The sequence below is a fragment of the Companilactobacillus kedongensis genome, assembly GCF_003946625.1.
GTDB lineage: Bacteria > Bacillota > Bacilli > Lactobacillales > Lactobacillaceae > Companilactobacillus > Companilactobacillus kedongensis.
In genome coordinates, this window is sequence record NZ_RHOR01000002.1 from 15,734 (window position 1) to 32,116 (window position 16,383).

A 16,383-nucleotide genomic window follows, 5' to 3' on the forward strand; every position below is an offset into this window, starting at 1 on the left:
TTGTAGAATCAAAATATCTAAACCAATTATTCAGGTGCGAGGTATTGCTATGAATAAAGTAAGCCTTATATCTCTTATCTTTCCCATAACAAGTTTAATGATGCTCTTTATACTGGCAACTGATACTAAAGCTGATCAAAGTGAGGTCTCTGTTGGTGTGCTTGAACCGGTACTGACGGCGAAGACTAATGCCTGCGTAGTTGATCAAACTTTAAAAGCTAAGATTAGCAACAATAACGCCGTTATGGACCTACAAGCTCAATCATATGTTGATACTGACAGTGTTAATCTGGATGATGAAGGAATTTTATTTGCGGAAAATTCTAACTATACGACCTATCCGGGTACTTATACATCAACTATTTTTTGGGAAGCTACCGACAGTGTCTAATTTATTCAATAAAATTTAATTTTGATGTGATCCCTGCTGCAGTAAGTGGCAAGGATCTTTTTTATGCACGATTATGTGAAATAATTTAAATTAATGTTGAAACTTCTAATTTTTAGCGTTAGTATACAAACATTCAAAACAAAAGGAGGTTACCGCATATGTTTAATAAAAAATCGCAAGTCAAAATTAACACAGCTGTAGCTTCTTTATTAGTCTTATTACTCTGACGCAGGACTCTGACAATTAATGTCGAGCCCTATTTGCGTTATTGGATGGGGCTGGACGTGTAACTAACACCCCATCTAATCGATGAGGTGTTTTTTTGTAGTTAAAATATTGAAAGGTGTGTGTCAAATGGGAAAATATCAAATCGCTGTATTATCAGGGGATTATATAGGTCCAGAAATTATGAAGGCTGGATTGAAAGTTTTGCAGGCGGTTAGTAAAGATAAGAATTTTGATTATGAAATCAAGGAGTTGCCGTTCGGTGGTGCGGCAATCGACAAAACTGGTGATCCATTACCACAAGAAACTTTAGATAAGTGTAAAGCCAGTGATGCGATTCTATTAGCAGCCATCGGCGGACCCAAGTGGGATCAGTCACCAAAACGTCCCGAAGAAGGCTTATTAGCAATCAGAAAATCATTAGGATTATTCGCTAACATTCGACCGACTAATATCAGTTCAGTGATGAAACCATATTCACCAATCAAGATTACCGATCCAGTCGATTTCGTTATCGTTAGAGAACTTACTAGCGGTATCTATTTTGGACAACCGAAATCACAAACTAAAGATGAAGCAATTGATACTATGCGTTATAACGCTGATGAGATCACAAGAGTTACAAAGATAGCCTTTGATATGGCGATGAAGCGAAAACACCATGTCACTTTAGTTGATAAGGCCAATGTCTTGGCTACCAGCAAGTTATGGCGTCAGATCGTAGGTGCGATTGCTAAAAAGTATCCAAAAGTAACCTACGATACTAGCTATGTTGATGCGGCCGCTATGAAGATCATCTCTGATCCATTCCAATTCGATGTGGTTTTAACAGAAAATCTTTTTGGAGATATCTTGAGTGATGAAGCCGCTCAAATAACCGGATCTCTAGGTACTATTCCTTCAATGAGTAAAGGCCAGACGGGTCCAGCACTCTATGAACCGATCCATGGGTCAGCGCCAGATATAGCTGGAAAGGGAATCGCAGATCCAATATCAATGATCAAATCGGTCGCTATGATGTTGGACAACTCCTTTAATAGAAGCGATTTAGCGCAAGAAATTTATCTTGCCATTGATCGTTCGATAAACAAAAAGGTCACGACGCCAGATCTTGGTGGCACAAGTTCCACACAAGAAGTTACAGAGGAAATTATCAAATCAATTCAAGAAAGCAGGAATGAATATGTCACAAACGATGTTCGATAAAATTTGGGATAAACATGTAATTACTGGAAAAGTTGGTGATCCACAATTGATGTATGTCGATTTGCAACTACTACATGAAGTTACCTCACCACAAGCTTTTGAAGGATTAAGAGAGAATAACCGAAAAGTAAGATGTCCAGATAGAAATTTTGCCACGATGGATCATAATGTTCCAACGATCGATATTTTTAACATCAAAGATGTAATTTCTCGAAATCAAATCGATACATTAGGAAAAAATGCTAAAGAGTTTGGAGTCAGATTAGCAGGCATGGGTAGTGAAGATCAAGGAATTGTTCACGTTATCGGACCACAATTAGGATTGACACAACCGGGCATGATCATTGTCTGTGGAGACTCACATACTGCGACTCATGGAGCTTTTGGATCTATCGCATTTGGAATTGGGACCAGCGAAGTTGAGCATGTCTTGGCTACGCAAACCATTTGGCAGACTAAGCCTAAAACGATGGGGATTCATATTCATGGCAAGCTTCCTAAGGGGATTTTTGCTAAAGACATCATTATGGGGATCATTGCTCGTGAGGGTGTGGCTTTTGGAACTGGATATGCTGTTGAATATTACGGCGATACTATTTCCAACATGAATATGGAAGAGCGAATGACCATCTGTAATATGTCGATCGAAGGTGGTGCCAAGATGGGCAGTATTCAACCTGATCAGACAACGTTTGACTACGTTAAAGGACGTAAATATGCACCTAAAAAAATCGATCAGGCTATCGAATATTGGAAACAATTCAAGACAGATGACGAATCAGCTTTTGATAAAATTATCGACTTTGATGTCAGTGATTTAGCTCCATTTGTTTCATGGGGAACTAATCCAGGGATGTCGGTACCAGTCGATAAACCATTCCCAGAAATTAAGAATGCTGACGATAAAAAAGCTTATGACTATATCGGCTTACAACCCGGTCAAACGGCTAAACAGATTCCCATCGGCTATGTTTTCTTCGGCTCATGTACCAATGGTCGCTTGTCAGATTTAAAGATTGCTGCGAATGCACTAAAAGGACATCACATTGCCAAAGGTGTGACGGCACTGGTAGTTCCTGGATCACGTGAAGTTAAGGAACAAGCTGAAAAATTAGGAATTGATCAGATTTTTAAAGATGCTGGTTGTGATTGGCGTGAACCAGGATGTTCCGCTTGTTTAGGTATGAATCCTGATCAAGTTCCTGCCGGCGTACACTGTGCCTCAACTTCAAATCGTAATTTTGAAGGTCGTCAGGGTGCAGGTGCCAGAACACATTTGGCTAGTCCAGCCATGGTGGCCGCCGCTGCTGTTCACGGTCACTTTATTGATATCAGAAAGGAAGCAATTTAATGAAGCCTATTACACAGATTACTAATACAACGATTCCTTTAATGAAGGACAATATCGATACTGATCAATTGATCCCTAAGCAGTTTTTGAAAAATATTTTAAAAACTGGCTATGGAAGAAATTTATTTTATGATTGGCGGTATTTAGCAAACGGGGCAAAGAATCCAGACTTTATTTTGAATCAAGATAAATATCAGGGTGCTAGCATTTTGATCACGGGGGACAACTTTGGTTGTGGTTCATCGCGTGAACATGCTGTTTGGGCATTGAAAAATTATGGATTCGAGGTAGTTATTGCCGGAGGATACAGCGATATTTTCTATATGAATAGTACAAAAAACGGTTTACTAGCGATTACGTTGCCAAAAGATCAACGTGAAATTTTAGCTAATATTTCTGCGAATGAAGAGATAACAGTTGATCTACCTAATCAAGAAGTACGATACAAGGATCATAAATTTACCTTTGAAATTGATCCGTTGTGGAAGCATAAATTTGTTAATGGACTGGATGACGTTGCCATAACTATGGGATACGACGAACAAATCAGTCAGTACGAGGCCAATATGCCAAATTTTAATTAGGATTGAAGGGATGTTTTGTGGAAATTCAAGAAAAAATGCAATTGCAGAGTAGACTCGATCGGACACATGAGTCACCGCTATTTTATAAGGTTTTCGCACTAGTATCAGGAGGGATGATCCTCGATGCAGCTGACGTTTACATGGCTAGTGCGGTTGCCAGTACAACGCTGAAAAATAATTGGTCAACGATTCAGCAAAATTCATATTTTCTATCAAGTGGTTTTTTAGGATTATTTATTGGTTCAATAATTGCTGGATTTGTCGGTGACTTAAAAGGTAGACGTGTTGCCTATCAGATTAACTTGATTCTATTTGGAGCATTCACATTCTTAGGTGCTTTTGCTCCCAATATGACATTCTTAATATTTTGTCGGTTGATGTCCAGTATTGGATTGGGTTCAGAAATCGTTACTGGTTATTCGATGGTCAACGAATTTGCACCGATTCACAGTCGTGGTAAATGGTGCGCTACTACTTCGTTGATTGCTAATTGTGGAGCACCGATCACAATGCTATTGTGTACGATGATTATTCCTAAGTTTGGCTGGCGACCAATGTTTGTTGTTATTGGAGTTATTGCTGCTATTCTCTGGTATTTGCGTCGTGATATTCCAGAATCTCCACGTTGGTTGATGACGCACGGACGTGAAGTTGAGGCACGATCAATAATCGAACGTTTGGAAGTTAACGGTAGTAATGCTGTGGAAATCAATGTAAAACCTCACGAACAGGTTCATCATTCATTTGCTATTAGTTTGTTTGTCGCTACTGTGGCCGTTTCAGCTACTATAATTTGTCAGTACACTTTCACTTCTTGGGTACCAACACTACTAGTTCAACGTCATATTAATATTGGAAATTCATTGGGATTGTCCACCTTGATGATGCTGGGTGCACCGGTTGGATGTGCTATCGGTGCGTATCTTGTGGATAGGATTGGTCGCAAGATGACAATTGTTCCAGCATTCTTCTTTACAGCTATCTTTGGGATGATTTATGCACAACAATCACAAGTATCTGCTGTTGTTATTGTTGGTTTCTTGTTGACAACCTGTTTCTATATTTTGATGGCTAGTGTCGTAGCCGTATACGTGGCGGAACTCTTTCCAACTAAATTTAGATTTAGAGGTTCAGGTATTGCCAACGGTATCGCTAAATTATTCACCGTAGCCATGCCGATCGTAGTTGCTTGGTTATTGTCATTCACTGATGCCAATGTAATTTTTTGGATCATCAGTGCGATTGCTGTTTTTGCGGGAGCAGTCGTTTGGTTCTTGGGTGATGAAACTAATCAAAAAGATATTAATTAACAAAAAAATCGACTAAATTTTAGTCGATTTTTTGTAGTTAGTCGGGTAAGATTTGAACACTTTGAATCAATTCGTTTTTAACAGTTATTTCAAAGGGACTAGTGCCATTAAATCCATTTCCAGTCACTTTTAGATTTACGATCCAGTTACCAGAACTGTCTTCTTTAGCATCAACCAGTTCAAAATGTGATTGTTTACCAATGTTGTCTGTTTTGTTCCAAGTAGAAATTTCCTTAGGACCGTTGTAAATATTCCCCCAGTCATTCAAACTAGCATCTTCTGAAAATAATCCAACAAACGATTCTGAATTACCTTCATTTGTATATTTAATGAAATTATTAATAGCAACAGGCAAATTTGTTTTACTCATAGTAATCTCCTCAATAATCCTTTGCCTTAATAAAAACACTTTACTTGGAGTAAGTAAACGTACTTGCCTTTTAACGTTAATCGGCTAGACTAGTTATAGTAGAAAACTTGAGGTAATTATATGTTGGATAAAGAAATTAATATAACTGATGCTGAATGGCGGATCATGCGTGTTATTTGGACACTCGATTCAGCTACATCTAGAGAGTTGATCGATATTTTAGGTGAATCAATGGACTGGAAGCCTGCCACTATCAAGACTTTGTTACGACGTTTGTCTGATAAAGGAATAGTAGAAACGAAGAAAGACGGTAATAAATTTATTTACACTGCCACAATGGATGAAAATGATACAATCGACCTTGCCTCAAAGAAATTTTTCAATCAAGTCTGTGCTAAAAAAGTTGGTTCGGCGATTGCTTATTTGATTGATAATTCCGAACTGACTCAAGACGATGTGGATAAGATTCAGAGTTCTTTAGACTCTAAAGAACCAGTCAAAGAAATCGAGTGCAATTGTATTCCGGGTAATTGTGATTGTTAGGTAAAATGTAAAAAGATATCTGATTTATTTTCAGCGGCGGCTATGGCTGTCGCTTTTTTTGTTGCCAATACAAACGTATGTTTGTATAATAGAGTTGCAAACAATTTTGGGGGATGAACAAGATGTACGATTACAGTTACGAGCCCAGACATGTGATTTTTATGATCGACAATAAGTCTTTTTATGCGTCAGTAGAGTCAATTGAACGTGGCTTAAATCCATTGAAGTCAGTATTAGTCGTTATGTCACAAGCTGATAATGCCGGAGATGGATTAGTTTTAGCCTCGTCACCAATGGCAAAGAAGCTCTTTAATATTTCTAATGTTACTCGTTGCAGCGAGGTACCGGTCAATGATCCTCGTCTAGTTATTGCGGCACCAAGGATGAACCTTTATATCAAACGTAACTTGCAGATCAATGAAATTTTCAAAACTTTTACAGCTGAAGAAGATATTCAACCTTATTCAATTGATGAATCAATTTTAGATATGACTCACAGTTGGCACTTGTTTGGTGAGAGTCCATTTGAAGTGGCACGTAAAATTCAAATTGAAGTAAAAAAAGAATTAGGACTATACGTAACCGTTGGTATAGGTGACAATCCTTTATTGGCAAAATTTGCTTTAGATATTGAGGCTAAGCATGATTATAGTTTAATTGGCGAGTGGCATTATGAAGACATTCCTGATAAATTGTGGCCGATTCATAATCTTAGTCAGCTATGGTCGATCGGTAAGCGGACTGCTGCCAAGTTGGAGAAAATAAATATTTATTCTGTTTACGATTTAGCCCATCATGATCCCTACATGTTAAAGCAGAGATTCGGTATTATGGGCAGTCAGTTGTTTGCTTTGTCATGGGGCATAGATCGTTCGGTAATTAGAAAAAAATATCGTGCGAAAGAGAAGTCTTATGGAAATTCACAAGTTCTGCCTAAAAATTATGAAAAGCAAGCAGAGATAGAGGTAGTTATCAGGGAACTGGCGGAGCAGGTGGCTTCCAGATTACGAGCTCATCATAAATTGACTGGGTGTATCAGTTTAGGTGCCGGATTCGCATATAAGGACAAACAGATAACAAACAGTAGTGGTTTTGTCCATTCAATGAAGATCGAACCAACTAATCTTAATAAAGAATTGGCCGATACGGCTATCCAAATGTTTCGTAAATATTGGCAAGGGCAGGCAATTCGTCACTTGTATTTCTCCGGGGATAAATTATCTGATGATAATGTTTTGCAGTTGGATCTATTAGATGATAAGCAGGCTAGAGTAAAAGAAAAACAAGTCGATGAAACCATCGACTCGATCAGAAAAAGATTCGGTTTTAAGTCGATCGTAAAAACTTCCAGTTTATCTAAAGGCGCTACGGCAATTAGTCGTAGTAAATTAGTTGGTGGTCACAATGGAGGTAACGCATATGACTGAATACGATTCGGATTTGGTGACGCGCTTCCTACATGAATATCAAGATCGAGGAATGATGAAGTGGAATGGATTCTATTTATCGGATCATACGTCTAAGTTTAATAAAATGGCTAAGAGCGACCAAAAGAACCGTGAACGGTCACATTCTGAACAGATGGAAAATACTGAAATTAATGCCGTCATTAATCAAGCCATAGTCAAAAAGTTAGCGGTCGTCATCGAATTAAACAGTCGTACTTTAGATAATGAGATACCAGAATTTATCGAAGGAAAGATAACTGGGTTCTTGGGTAATGAGTTATTTATTGGTCAAGAGGGTGTTGCTTTAGATGAGATATATTCAATCAAAATAAAAAAGCAATGAAGAGAGGGATTTTCTTCATTGCTTAATTTCTAGGGGATGTATTTAGTATAGAAGGGTAATTCGTAAATAAAGATGATTTGTATCAAGTTTAAGCATTTTGATAATTTTTAGCTTTTAAGTTACTGATCGTTAGCATGAAGATCAAGCTGATGACATAAAGTGTTGAGATGAAGGTCATAACTGTCATGATATTGTAGTTATCTAAGATCCAACCGATAGCTAAACTTGAGAAACCACCGATACAGCGTCCTGTGTTCATAATGACGTTATTAGCCGTGGCACGGATTTCTGTTGGATAAAGGCGACTGACAACAGCTCCGTAACCAGCGAACATTCCGTTTGAGAAGTAACCGACAATTGCGCCAACGATTATCAAGGAGAGCATGTTAGTTGGCAATGTTAGTACGAATACGCCGATAGCTGATGCAGTTAAGAACAATCCGAAAGCTAGACGAGGTCCTAAATTGTCTAAGATCCAACCGAAGGTCAACATTCCGGCACACATACCAAGGATAGTAGCAATCATCCAAGTTGAACTGGCAACTGTTAAGTTGAGTTGTTTTTGCATGATTGTTGGCAACCAGTTCATAAGTCCAAAGTAACCGGCGATTTGAACGATAGCCATGATCATTAGTGCAAATGTTTGATAGGCGATCTTTGGTGTAGCAAATAATTCTTTAACACTACCATGCTTAGTCTTGGAGGATTTAATGAAAGTATCACTTTCACGCAAGTGATGTCTGATGAAAAATGTGATGATAACAGGGATGATACCGAATAAGAAGAGTGCGTTCCAACCTAGAGTTGGGATAACGATCGTTGCAAGCAGTGCGGCAAAGATAGCACCGACTTGACCAGCCATACCGACCCAAGATGATACTCGACCGAGCTTTTTCTTAGAAAAACTTTCAGCAAGGACGGTCATACCGATACCGTACTCACCACCACCACCGATACCGGCTAAGAATCTGCAGATGTAGATGGTTGTGAGGTTGTGAGCGAAGAACATTGCTCCAGTTGCGATAGCGAAGATAAAAATTGTATAAGTAAAAGTCTTGATACGACCGAATTTATCGGCTATGATTCCAAAAAAAATACCACCCAATAACATACCAACATTAGTGATCGTGGAAATTAATCCCGCTTGGGTTCCGCTCAAATGCAATTCGGCAATGATAGAAGATAAGGCGAATGATAGAAACATTACGTCCATGTTCTCCAATCCGAAACCTGCAGTTGTGGAAGCGACCACTTTTGCTTGGTAGTTATCTGGATGGTTTGATTGTGTAGATACTATTTTCATTCTATTTTCCTCCAAAATGGACGCTCACGGGCGCCCTTTATTTTGCTTGAAAACATAGTAGCATGCAGAAATAATATACACAAGTGTATAAGCCTTTCGAAATTTGATCAATCGCTGATGCGACAAGGCTTAAAAAAATTAATATTTATTCTTTTATGAGATGGGCCCGATAGATAATAACACCAGTAACCGCTAAAAGAGCAGCGAAGACTGCTATTACGATCATGATATAAGAACTCTTTTTAAAAATACCAAATAGCACTGGTCCAAAAGCCGCCAGAAGGTAACCAGCAGATTGTGCCATACCGGAAACTTCAGCTGTTTGGTAGGGATTAGTAGTCTTATTAGTGAAGAAGAAAATGGCTGTATTGAAAGCAATTCCTTGGGCAACTCCAGCAATGATAGCCCAGATGACTAAGTAGACTCCAGAAGTAGTATTAACTAGAAATGCTAAGGGAGCAACAAAATAACCTAAAACTACACAAGTTGTTAAGAGTCCCATTCCGACCTTTTTGGGAGCTAACATGGGCACAATAAATGACAGTGGTAACCCAGCAATTTGTAAGACTGTCAGCAGGTTACTGGAGAAGATAGTTGTAACGCCATGATTGGCTAGAACCGTTGGTAGCCAAGTTAAAAGTGAGTAGTAGATCAATGATTGGAAACCAAAGTATAACGTTATTAACCAACCTAAAGATTGATTCCAGACGCTGTGATAATTAGGGGTTTCTTCCTCTTTGTCAGCAGCGTCTCTTTGATTATTTTTAACGTTGGGAATCCAAAAAATAAATGCAATAATACCCATAACTGACAAGATGGCTAGGGTAGAACTGAGGCTGATCCGAGTTATCAGATAACCGGAAAATGCGGTTCCAATGGCACCGATCAGAAGCATTGATAAAGTATATAAAGCTGTGCCTAACGGGATTTGCTTTGGCATGTGGTCCTTGATGATGGCTGGAACTAAGACGTTTCCACTGTCGATTCCGATACCGACGAGAGCTGTTCCCAAGAAAAGCGCCCAGACGGTTGGGATAACACGCAGATAGCTACCTGCCAAAAGTAGAATGAAGAATAGAAGAATCGTTAATTCGTTACCTTTACGTTTAGCGATTTTAACGATGATCGGTGAAAATATAGCGAAAGCAATCAAAGGAATGGAGGTCAATAAACCTGCCATTGAGCTAGGAATATTGAGATCACGCTCAATACTTCTAAGCAGCGGCGGCATGATAGTGATCGGCAAACGCAGATTGGCTGCGATCAACATCATGCTGAATAGAAAATAGTTCTTTGATGTTTTGGGTGTATTTGTTTCGGATAATGAATTCAAAAGATATCCCCCTCAATATTAGTTACTTAATCATTCTAGGACAGAATAATGAATGGAACAAATTAAATAGGGATGTGCAATCTGCACATCCCTATTAAATTACTATCTATTTAGCAGCTTTTTCTTTCTTATCGGCACGTTTTCTAAACAAGTAGATAATGGCAGGTAAGACTGTCAAAGCACTGATCAATGAGTAACCTGTATCAAGTACAGTAATTAGACCAAATGATCTAAGAACTGGGAAACTTGAGAACATGATGGCTGAGAAACCACCCATAACGGTTAATCCTGAAACAGTGATAGCTTGTCCAACATGAGATACGGCATCAATAATGGCTTGTCTGCGCGTGACTTTATTGAGTCGCTCCTCACGATATCTCTCTAGGATCAGGATCGTAAATTCGGTACCGATACCTAGAACTAATGAACTTAAAGCAATTGTAACTGGGTTGTATGTTGTATGCATTAACCAAAGAGTTAGTGGTGAAAGTCCAAGTACGACCAAAATAGGAAGCACTGGATAAACAGCTAATCTGAACTCGTGGTAAACCAATAACAATACAACGAAGATAATGATCAAGCCGGCAAACATGATCAAGTTATGATTTGAAGTTACGTTACTTACACCGATCAACATCATAACTTGTGGACCTGCAGGTGAGATCTTCAAGTCATTATGATTACCACCAATATCCTTGGTGATCTTATCCATCAAGTTTTGTTGTTCTTTAGATGAAAGATGTTGGTTGACCTTAAATTGGATCGTAGCGTATCCATTATTATTACTAATAACTGTCTTCTTCAATGAATCAGGGATGTTCTTGATTCCAGTATTCATAGTTGATTGACTAGAATTTAGAGAACCACCTAATTGCTTATATGTAGATGAAAGACTAGTTACACCAGTAATATCTTTATACTTGTTGTTTTCTTTCTTACCCATTTGGTCGATACGTTTCATGGTAGCTTTATCACGAACGTCGTCGCCTTTAACTAGGTAATTGATATAAACGGTTGAACCAACTTGCTTTTGAAGATACTTAGTATTTTGCAATTCAGACATATCTTGAGGGATCATCTTCAAAATATCTGTTTCAGTACCGATATTTCTTTCAACGAAGAATCCAAATCCTCCAAGAACTAATGCAATGATAAATACCCATGCTGCATGCTTAGTAACGAACTTAGCATAGCTAGCTAACCAGCCGGATAAACGAGTTGTACCATTCTTATGTTTTTCTTTTCTGATCTTATTCTTAGCGACAAATTTAGCGTGAGCTTTTTCTGAACCGTCTAAGAGTGTGAAAGTACTAAACATCATGAAGAACTCAACAATGTAGACACATAAAACACCAAGTGCCAAAGTTACACCGAATTGTTTCATCATTGGAGCTTTAGAGAAGAACATAGTTAGGAAACTAAACATCATAACTACTAAAGCAATTCCGACAGCAGGTCCCATCTTAGTAATAGAAAGCTTGATCGAACCTTCTGAATCTTCAGAGTTACGATACTCGTCTTCGTAACGGTTTTGGAACTGAACCCCAAAGTCGGTACCAAGTCCAATAATAATTGGTAGAGTAGCCATTGTGGCAAGTGTGATAGGAAGGTTGAACCAACCCATCAAACCGAATGTCCAAATCAGACCAATTAGAACGAATAGTAATGGTGATAATCTTCTTCTAACAGGGAAGATCAAGGCCAAGATGATCAACATGATGATCACAGCAATAACAACCATGACAGCCATGTTTTGGATAACAACGTTTTTAACTTGTCCGATAACTACAGGAGTACCGGCAGTTCTGACTTTAACGTTGCCCTTAAAGTTAGTATCTTTAACAGCCTTATGAACGTCTTTCATCAATTTAACATTGGTGTCCATGTCGGTTGTATTCTTAGTATTAACCATTAATACGGTATGTTTAGCGTTCTTAGGTAATAATTGCGAAATGGCAGATGGAACTTTACCGTTGTCACTAAGAAGAATGTCTCTTAAGAGTGCGTTAGACATATTTTGTACCTTAGGGATCATTGGTAGGATACTTTGTTCAAGTGCTTGTTTTTGTTGATCATTTAAGATCGTCATTGTATAAGCTTGAACTTGTTTAGTCTGAGTAGCCGTCAACATTCCCATAAGTTGAGTTTGTGCAGATGCTTGGACTTGTGCGGCAGCAGCTTGTTGTTGTGCTGCGGGTAGTTGAGCAATTTTAGCAGTAGCCTGTTGTTGTGCAGCAGCCACTTGTGCTTTTTGAGTATCTGTTAAAATCGTTGGTACAAATTGTGTAACTTGAGCTGTTTGCTCAGTTGTTAATGAACCTTGGATCTTAGTCATCAAAGCAGCCTTTTGCTTATCAGATAATGAGTTTAAAACATCCTTTTGAATCTTAGGAGTTAAAGTAAGATTTAACCCCTTCATATTAGAAGCTTGAGTTGGATTATCAGCTAATTGTGACAATTCATCATTCATTAAAGCTACTACATTAGTAGTTCCACGAACGTTGTCCAATTTGCTGATCTTCTTGTCCAGCGTATTGAGCTTCTTCATATTTTTTTGTGATAGTATTTGATCCTGCTTGCCACTTACCATGACATAAACAGCATCACCACCGAAGTTCTTTTGATAAGTTTGCGTATCTTTATAAGGTTTAGAATTGGAATTAACGAAAACATCATTACTGAATTTCATTTCAATTCTAGGCAAACCTATGGCAAGAATTACGGTAATAGCTGCAACAATAGCGATCCACATTTTGGCATGCTTGTGGACACTATTGCTGAGTGTATTGAAAAATTTCTCCATAATAATCTCATCCCTTTCAGAGTTTTCCTCATAATGACGATTATAGCTATTCGGGAAAAAAAATTAAGAAACAAAAAAAGCCACCAGTCTCAAAATGAGACAAAGTGACGATTCTGTATTATAAATTAGACCATTTTTTGAAGAAACTTTCAGCAAATCCAGTGAATTCCTTCATTGGTACTTGAAAGTCGTGATCTTCGAGATACTCAACTAATCCAACTAATCCACCAACAATGAAGCTGATCATTAATTCTGGTGTATCAGATGTGATGATCGTTTGGATCAACGGGTCATCTTGACTTTCAGGTTCTTTATACTTACGTTCAACTAAATCTTTCAAAATACTGCGAAACTCTGGATAGAGATTGGCCTTAGTTTGATATTGAGGTGAGATGTGGCGCATGAAGTTATTGTTGGTTTCGATGAAGTCAGCAATCTGAGCAACAATCGTTTCGGCATTATTAGTGTTGCTGATCAGGTCATCTAATAGGTAGGCAAAGACGGATCGCAATAAAACGAATTTGTCAGTGAAGTAACGATAGAAGGTACTGTGATTGATCATAGCCTCCGTGCAAATATCAGCAACAGTGATTTTTTCAAAGGATTTCTTCTCCAATAAAGAAATCATTGCGTCGATGATATTTTTCTTTGTTCGCTGTGTTACTTGTGACATACTCTTCCTCCTAAAATACTTTTACATCTTCATAACGAGTCATTAATTGATTAAAGTCGTAGTCTTTTAATTTTTTAACATTGTCTTTACCATTGAAAAAGGCCGTTAAACTACCAGCTAACATCAGATTCAATGGTAGATCGGCAACATTTCTGACAGCAACGACAGGGATGTTGTTAGCAAAGGCATAACCGCATTCCCAAACTGTTCCTGAATCAGGTTCTGGTTCGTTTTCTTCTATCTTATAGTCTAACATTGCGACAACAACATCAGAAACGTTGATATTGTTAATGTCATGTTTGAAAACAGCTGATTGCCATTCAAAGGAGCCAACTTTTGCATCAGTGTATTCAGCACTAGCAGGGCGGAAGATATCTCCGATAGTTTCGTTTTGTTCTAATAGTGCTTGGATTTCATCGAGTCGTTTGACCTGTTGTTCATTGAAGAAAGGTCCGGCTAAATAAATACGATTTTTCTTGTTCATAAGAGTCTCAAGATAAGGAAACCCAGTATTTCAATGCTGGGAGGAATTATCGGTTTATGAGACTGCCTTTCTTAATTATAGTTTGTGTTATTTCCTTTTGATTTTTAATTGGAACATACGTTCTGGTGCGGGTATAATATATATATAATCTTGATCAGAAAGGAGAGACAAATGCGTAAATCAATGGCAGATTACCAGTACCATTACGGCTTGAAAGTTAGATGTTATCCTTCAGACAGGCAGAAACAAATCATTGAACACAACATCAATGGTTCTAGGTTTGCTTACAATGAAATGGTTGCCATTGATAAAGAATTGTATCAACTCCGTAAATGTGAGTTGTACATCAAACAAGTACAAGATCGAATTGACTATTTAACTAAACGTAAGGAAAGCACTAAGTATTTATTTTTCTTACACTCATGGCTACGTCAGCTCAATGTTGGAACTGATGTAACCAGTATGGCTATTAGAAGTTATAAGGCTGCATGGAAAATGTTTAGAAAAGTCCATTCTACTGGTATTCCAAAATTCCACAAGAAACAATATTCTGGTAGTTTTCAACTACCAAATAGATACTCGTCAAAGATTTCAACGCCATCTTTGTTTAATGGAAAAATCAGGTTTATTGACAATAAGCACATGAATATTTTTTTGATTGGACGTATCAGAGTGTCTGGAGGTCACAAGATATTATTGAATTATTCTGATATTCGTATGGGAACTGTAACTGTATCAAAAGACTCAATTGGAAACTATTACATTTCACTTCAACTAGCTTCTGATACACCTTTTGTAGAATCCAACAAAAACACATGTGGATCACTTGGAATAGATCTTAATACCGAGAATTTTTTAACTACTTCTAATGGAGATGTTGTAGCTAATCCAAGGTATTATCGGAAGAACAAGAAACTCCTTGCCAAACAACAACGAATTCTTTCAAGGAGACATCTCAGAGCTAAGAAGGAACATCGTTCATTGCGGGACTCAAAGAACTACCAAAAACAAAGAGTACTTGTTGCCAAACTAAGTAATAGCGTAAGTAATCGTCGAAACAACTTCTTAAATGAAACATCTACTGCACTCATCAAGAACCACGATTTGGTGGTAGCTGAAGAATTAAGAAGTAAAAACTTATTAAAAAATCACGCATTAGCTATGAGTATCAGTGATGCTGGTTGGAGAACATTTCTACAAATGCTTGAATACAAAGCAGAAATGTATGGGACAATTTTTGTTACGGTTGATCCAACGTACACGACTCAAACATGTTCTGATTGTGATTACGTTATGAAGGGTGAAGAAAAGTTAACTCTTTCCGATAGAACTTGGATTTGCCCAAACTGCAGACAATACCATGTTCGAGATCACAACGCAGCCAAAAACATATTGGCTAAAGCAATATAAAAATATTAAGTCCGTTTGGCAACTTGCGGACTTTAAAGACCTTGGTAATTACTATGTAAGACCTGGAATACTTCGGTATATAGGCAACGGTGTATCTAGGTAAATTGTGATGCTATTGTAATTAGTTGCATTAGTTCTCACAAGCTCCCTACTTCAGTGGGGAGTAGTTGACAAAACTCTCCTTTTTGATATGTACCTATTATACTGGAAGCAATCAAAAATTCCTTATAATTTCCTTTAAACAAATATTATTTTTCGCGAATTATAAATGTTTTGAAACTTGATATTATTTTTTCGTGTAATGAGTTGAAAATTCTTTAAAAGTTCAAATTTAGATGGTATAAAGAACATAGCACGGAGGATGACGAGCATGGAAACTAAAAAAGATTTAAAAAAGAACAAGCGCAATGTAAGTTACTTAGCATTATTTGGCATCGTAATGGCCTTCATTCTATTAATATTTTAGAAACCATTTTAAAATTCAAATCAAATATAGTCAGTGGAGAAATTATCCCCACTGGCTTTTTATTTTATAGAATTATTCGCACAATAAGGACAAAGTCCCTGAATTATTCTGCTATACTAAATTCGTAATAAATTGAAAAG

At 37.7% G+C, this 16,383-nt stretch carries 15 protein-coding genes; 9 read left to right on the plus strand and 6 right to left on the minus strand.

Annotated features, from left to right (window positions below):
* The first annotated feature begins 49 nt into the window (after positions 1-49).
* From EKM60_RS01855 to EKM60_RS01875, 5 genes are all read left to right on the plus strand, one after another.
* Positions 50-391: a hypothetical protein gene (locus EKM60_RS01855; protein ID WP_125711907.1), complete on the plus strand. Its 342-nt coding sequence runs from the start codon at positions 50-52 to the stop codon at positions 389-391.
* 354 nt (positions 392-745) lie between these two features.
* Positions 746-1,822 (plus strand): 3-isopropylmalate dehydrogenase, encoded by a 1,077-nt coding sequence (gene leuB / locus EKM60_RS01860; RefSeq protein ID WP_125711909.1) that lies wholly within the window; start codon positions 746-748, stop codon positions 1,820-1,822.
* On the plus strand, positions 1,800-3,173 hold the full coding sequence (gene leuC, locus EKM60_RS01865; RefSeq protein WP_125712174.1) for a 3-isopropylmalate dehydratase large subunit: 1,374 nt from the start codon (positions 1,800-1,802) through the stop codon (positions 3,171-3,173). Before leuB ends, leuC begins: the two co-directional genes overlap by 23 nt.
* Positions 3,173-3,757: a 3-isopropylmalate dehydratase small subunit gene (gene leuD, locus EKM60_RS01870; protein ID WP_125711911.1), complete on the plus strand. Its 585-nt coding sequence runs from the start codon at positions 3,173-3,175 to the stop codon at positions 3,755-3,757. Before leuC ends, leuD begins: the two co-directional genes overlap by 1 nt.
* Positions 3,758-3,792: 35 nt before the next feature.
* Entirely contained in the window at positions 3,793-5,067 is a 1,275-nt protein-coding gene (locus EKM60_RS01875) for an MFS transporter (RefSeq protein WP_125712176.1), read from the plus strand.
* Positions 5,068-5,104: 37 nt separating this feature from the next.
* On the opposite strand, the gene EKM60_RS01880 is transcribed toward EKM60_RS01875, so the two are convergent.
* Positions 5,105-5,437, minus strand: a complete 333-nt coding sequence (locus EKM60_RS01880; protein WP_125711913.1) for a nuclear transport factor 2 family protein — start codon at positions 5,435-5,437, stop codon at positions 5,105-5,107.
* Positions 5,438-5,557: 120 nt separating this feature from the next.
* Between EKM60_RS01880 and EKM60_RS01885 the strand changes: the two genes are divergently transcribed.
* From EKM60_RS01885 to EKM60_RS01895, 3 genes are all read left to right on the plus strand, one after another.
* Entirely contained in the window at positions 5,558-5,980 is a 423-nt protein-coding gene (locus tag EKM60_RS01885; RefSeq protein ID WP_125711915.1) for a CopY/TcrY family copper transport repressor, read from the plus strand.
* Positions 5,981-6,102: 122 nt separating this feature from the next.
* Positions 6,103-7,407 carry a Y-family DNA polymerase gene (locus EKM60_RS01890; RefSeq protein ID WP_125712178.1) on the plus strand — a complete coding sequence of 435 codons (1,305 nt, stop codon included), beginning with the start codon at positions 6,103-6,105 and terminating at the stop codon, positions 7,405-7,407.
* On the plus strand, positions 7,400-7,771 hold the full coding sequence (locus EKM60_RS01895; protein ID WP_125711917.1) for a hypothetical protein: 372 nt from the start codon (positions 7,400-7,402) through the stop codon (positions 7,769-7,771). The genes EKM60_RS01890 and EKM60_RS01895 overlap by 8 nt, the downstream gene beginning before the upstream one ends.
* An 88-nt stretch (positions 7,772-7,859) precedes the next feature.
* Here EKM60_RS01895 and EKM60_RS01900 read toward each other — a convergent pair whose 3' ends face one another.
* From EKM60_RS01900 to EKM60_RS01920, 5 genes are all read right to left on the minus strand, one after another.
* On the minus strand, positions 7,860-9,074 hold the full coding sequence (locus EKM60_RS01900; RefSeq protein WP_125711919.1) for an MFS transporter: 1,215 nt from the start codon (positions 9,072-9,074) through the stop codon (positions 7,860-7,862).
* A gap of 145 nt (positions 9,075-9,219) precedes the next feature.
* Positions 9,220-10,407 (minus strand): MFS transporter, encoded by a 1,188-nt coding sequence (locus EKM60_RS01905; protein WP_318530682.1) that lies wholly within the window; start codon positions 10,405-10,407, stop codon positions 9,220-9,222.
* A gap of 106 nt (positions 10,408-10,513) precedes the next feature.
* The gene (locus EKM60_RS01910) at positions 10,514-13,210 is read right to left on the minus strand and encodes an efflux RND transporter permease subunit (protein ID WP_125711921.1); all 2,697 of its coding nucleotides are present in this window, start codon (positions 13,208-13,210) and stop codon (positions 10,514-10,516) included.
* A 118-nt stretch (positions 13,211-13,328) separates the two neighbouring features.
* Complete coding sequence (locus EKM60_RS01915; protein ID WP_125711923.1) at positions 13,329-13,883, minus strand: TetR/AcrR family transcriptional regulator; 555 nt, start codon at positions 13,881-13,883, stop codon at positions 13,329-13,331.
* 10 nt (positions 13,884-13,893) lie between these two features.
* On the minus strand, positions 13,894-14,367 hold the full coding sequence (locus tag EKM60_RS01920; protein ID WP_125711925.1) for a nucleoside 2-deoxyribosyltransferase: 474 nt from the start codon (positions 14,365-14,367) through the stop codon (positions 13,894-13,896).
* Between the two features lie 171 nt (positions 14,368-14,538).
* On the opposite strand from EKM60_RS01920, the gene EKM60_RS01925 reads away from it, so the two are divergent.
* Entirely contained in the window at positions 14,539-15,777 is a 1,239-nt protein-coding gene (locus EKM60_RS01925; protein WP_125711927.1) for an RNA-guided endonuclease InsQ/TnpB family protein, read from the plus strand.
* Positions 15,778-16,383: the final 606 nt, after the last annotated feature.

Excerpts from the sequence above, each read along its gene's own strand:
- EKM60_RS01855 (WP_125711907.1), top strand. The coding sequence starts at position 50 with ATGAATAAAGTAAGCCTTATATCTCTTATCTTTCCCATAACAAGTTTA.
- leuB (WP_125711909.1), top strand. The coding sequence starts at position 746 with ATGGGAAAATATCAAATCGCTGTATTATCAGGGGATTATATAGGTCCA.
- leuC (WP_125712174.1), top strand. The coding sequence starts at position 1,800 with ATGTCACAAACGATGTTCGATAAAATTTGGGATAAACATGTAATTACT.
- leuD (WP_125711911.1), top strand. The coding sequence starts at position 3,173 with ATGAAGCCTATTACACAGATTACTAATACAACGATTCCTTTAATGAAG.
- EKM60_RS01875 (WP_125712176.1), top strand. The coding sequence starts at position 3,793 with ATGCAATTGCAGAGTAGACTCGATCGGACACATGAGTCACCGCTATTT.
- EKM60_RS01880 (WP_125711913.1), bottom strand. The coding sequence starts at position 5,437 with ATGAGTAAAACAAATTTGCCTGTTGCTATTAATAATTTCATTAAATAT.
- EKM60_RS01885 (WP_125711915.1), top strand. The coding sequence starts at position 5,558 with ATGTTGGATAAAGAAATTAATATAACTGATGCTGAATGGCGGATCATG.
- EKM60_RS01890 (WP_125712178.1), top strand. The coding sequence starts at position 6,103 with ATGTACGATTACAGTTACGAGCCCAGACATGTGATTTTTATGATCGAC.
- EKM60_RS01895 (WP_125711917.1), top strand. The coding sequence starts at position 7,400 with ATGACTGAATACGATTCGGATTTGGTGACGCGCTTCCTACATGAATAT.
- EKM60_RS01900 (WP_125711919.1), bottom strand. The coding sequence starts at position 9,074 with ATGAAAATAGTATCTACACAATCAAACCATCCAGATAACTACCAAGCA.
- EKM60_RS01910 (WP_125711921.1), bottom strand. The coding sequence starts at position 13,210 with ATGGAGAAATTTTTCAATACACTCAGCAATAGTGTCCACAAGCATGCC.
- EKM60_RS01915 (WP_125711923.1), bottom strand. The coding sequence starts at position 13,883 with ATGTCACAAGTAACACAGCGAACAAAGAAAAATATCATCGACGCAATG.
- EKM60_RS01920 (WP_125711925.1), bottom strand. The coding sequence starts at position 14,367 with ATGAACAAGAAAAATCGTATTTATTTAGCCGGACCTTTCTTCAATGAA.
- EKM60_RS01925 (WP_125711927.1), top strand. The coding sequence starts at position 14,539 with ATGCGTAAATCAATGGCAGATTACCAGTACCATTACGGCTTGAAAGTT.